Below are 1,720 nucleotides of genomic sequence, written 5' to 3'. Positions count from 1 at the left end.
GGATTCGGCGAACACCGCGTCCGAACTCCTCTTGAGCGTGTCCGCCACCTTGCACATCAGGTAGTCGGTTCGATCCTGCAACTCCTCGGGAACCATGCTCTCGGCGGCCGGCACGTCACGGGCAGTCATACCGACCAGTATGCGGCACGCCATCTAATGGGATTCCAATTGATGGGCACCCATTAAATGGGTTACCTTGTCACAATGACCCGAACCACGGCGGGACCAGCGCACGGCGGCAGGACACCGGCGGGCGACACCGCACCCTGGATGACCCTGCTGTTCGTCAGCGTCGGCTACGCGATGGTCATCGTGGACACGACGGCGATCAACGTCGCGGTACCGGCCATCGGAGCCGATCTGGGCGGCGGCGTCTCGCAGATGCAGTGGGTGGTGGACGGCTACGTCCTCACCTTCGCCGGCCTGCTGATCCTCGGCGGGTCCCTCGGTGACACCTTCGGCGCCGCGCGAGTGTTCCGCCTGGGCGTCATGGTGTTCACCGCCGCCTCAGTCGGATGCGCTGTCGCACCGACGATCTCCCTTCTGATCAGCGGGCGGATCGTGCAGGGCATCGGTGCGGCGATGTTGGCCCCGGCGTGCCTCGCGCTCATCGCCACCGCCTACCCGGATGCCGTCCGACGTGGTCGCGCGATCGCGATCTTCGTGACCGCTGCAGGCTCGCCGCAGGCGTTCGGCCCGGTCCTCGGAGGTGCCGTCGTCGAATCCCTCGGCTGGCGAGCCATCTTCTGGATCAATGTGCCGTTGGCGATCATCGCCCTGGCGGTGTCGGCGGCGCGTCGCCGGACCCCACCACCCGTCGCGCCGCCCGGGCCCATCGCATGGACCGGACACATCGCGATATGTGTCGCCCTGTTCAGCATGACGACGATCATCATCGAAGCGCCCAGGGCGGGCCTCAGCTCTGTACTGGTGGTGGTGTCCACCGTGAGCCTTGTCGTCGCCGGTGTCATCGTCGTGCGACACCAGCGACGGCACCGGAGCCCAGCACTGTCACGAGTTGTGCTGCGGTCACGAGCCGCGATCGGGTTCGTCGCGGTCGGCCTGTTGCTGTTCGCGGGCTACTACGGCCTCACGTTCGTCACGACCATCGAACTGCAACGGCGAGTGGGACTCTCGACCACAGACACTGGTCTCACATTTCTTGCGTCGGCGCTACCGATCTTCCTGCTGCCCATGCTCAGCCGCCCTGTGGTCGACCGACTCGGATCTCGACGAACTCTCACGATCGGGATGGCTGCGGGCACCGCAGGCGCCCTCGTGCTCGCTTTCGGTGCCGTCGATGACCCATATCTCCGGCTCAGCGCTCTTGCACTGCTCGGTACCGGGGTGGGGTTGTCGGTCGGTCCGCAGATCGACGAGGTGTTGAATGCGGTCCCCACCTCGGTCGCCGCCCAGGCGGGCGCCCTGCTCAACGCAGGACGTCAGCTGGGAACGGTTGTCGGTATCGCAGTGCTGGGCGCGGTGTACGCCGCGCCCGGAGGAACAGTGGCTGCCTGCATCGTTGCCGCCAGCATCCTGAGTCTGGGCACCGTCGTTGCCGCGCTAATCTACCCGAAGCGGCCGGAGATGTAATCTCCTCCGGCGGTTCGGCCTCCGCATTGCTCGTCGATTGTTTAGCCGAATCGGCCGGAGATGTAATCTTCCGTCGCGCGCTGCTCGGGGTTGGAGAACATCGTCTCGGTGTCGTTGACCTCGATGA

The 1,720-nt window shown here is 65.8% G+C and carries 1 protein-coding gene and 1 pseudogene; one reads left to right on the top strand and one right to left on the bottom strand.

Annotated elements, in window-relative coordinates; all coding sequences use genetic code 11:
- Positions 1 to 204: 204 nt before the first annotated feature.
- Positions 205 to 1,593: an MFS transporter gene (locus tag JHC79_RS23680; RefSeq protein ID WP_296395533.1), complete on the top strand. Its 1,389-nt coding sequence runs from the start codon at positions 205 to 207 to the stop codon at positions 1,591 to 1,593.
- 41 nt (positions 1,594 to 1,634) lie between these two features.
- Here the strand turns inward: JHC79_RS23680 and pstB are convergent.
- Positions 1,635 to 1,720: pseudogene (gene pstB, locus JHC79_RS23675) on the bottom strand (phosphate ABC transporter ATP-binding protein); the annotation flags it as partial.

It is taken from the genome of Williamsia sp. (assembly GCF_016462415.1).
GTDB lineage: Bacteria > Actinomycetota > Actinomycetes > Mycobacteriales > Mycobacteriaceae > Williamsia_A.
Note: the sequence above shows the minus strand (reverse complement) of the source record. Positions and strands in the feature narration are given on the sequence as shown.

Coding starts and splice junctions, on each gene's coding strand:
- JHC79_RS23680 (WP_296395533.1), top strand. CDS start 205: ATGACCCGAACCACGGCGGGACCAGCGCACGGCGGCAGGACACCGGCG.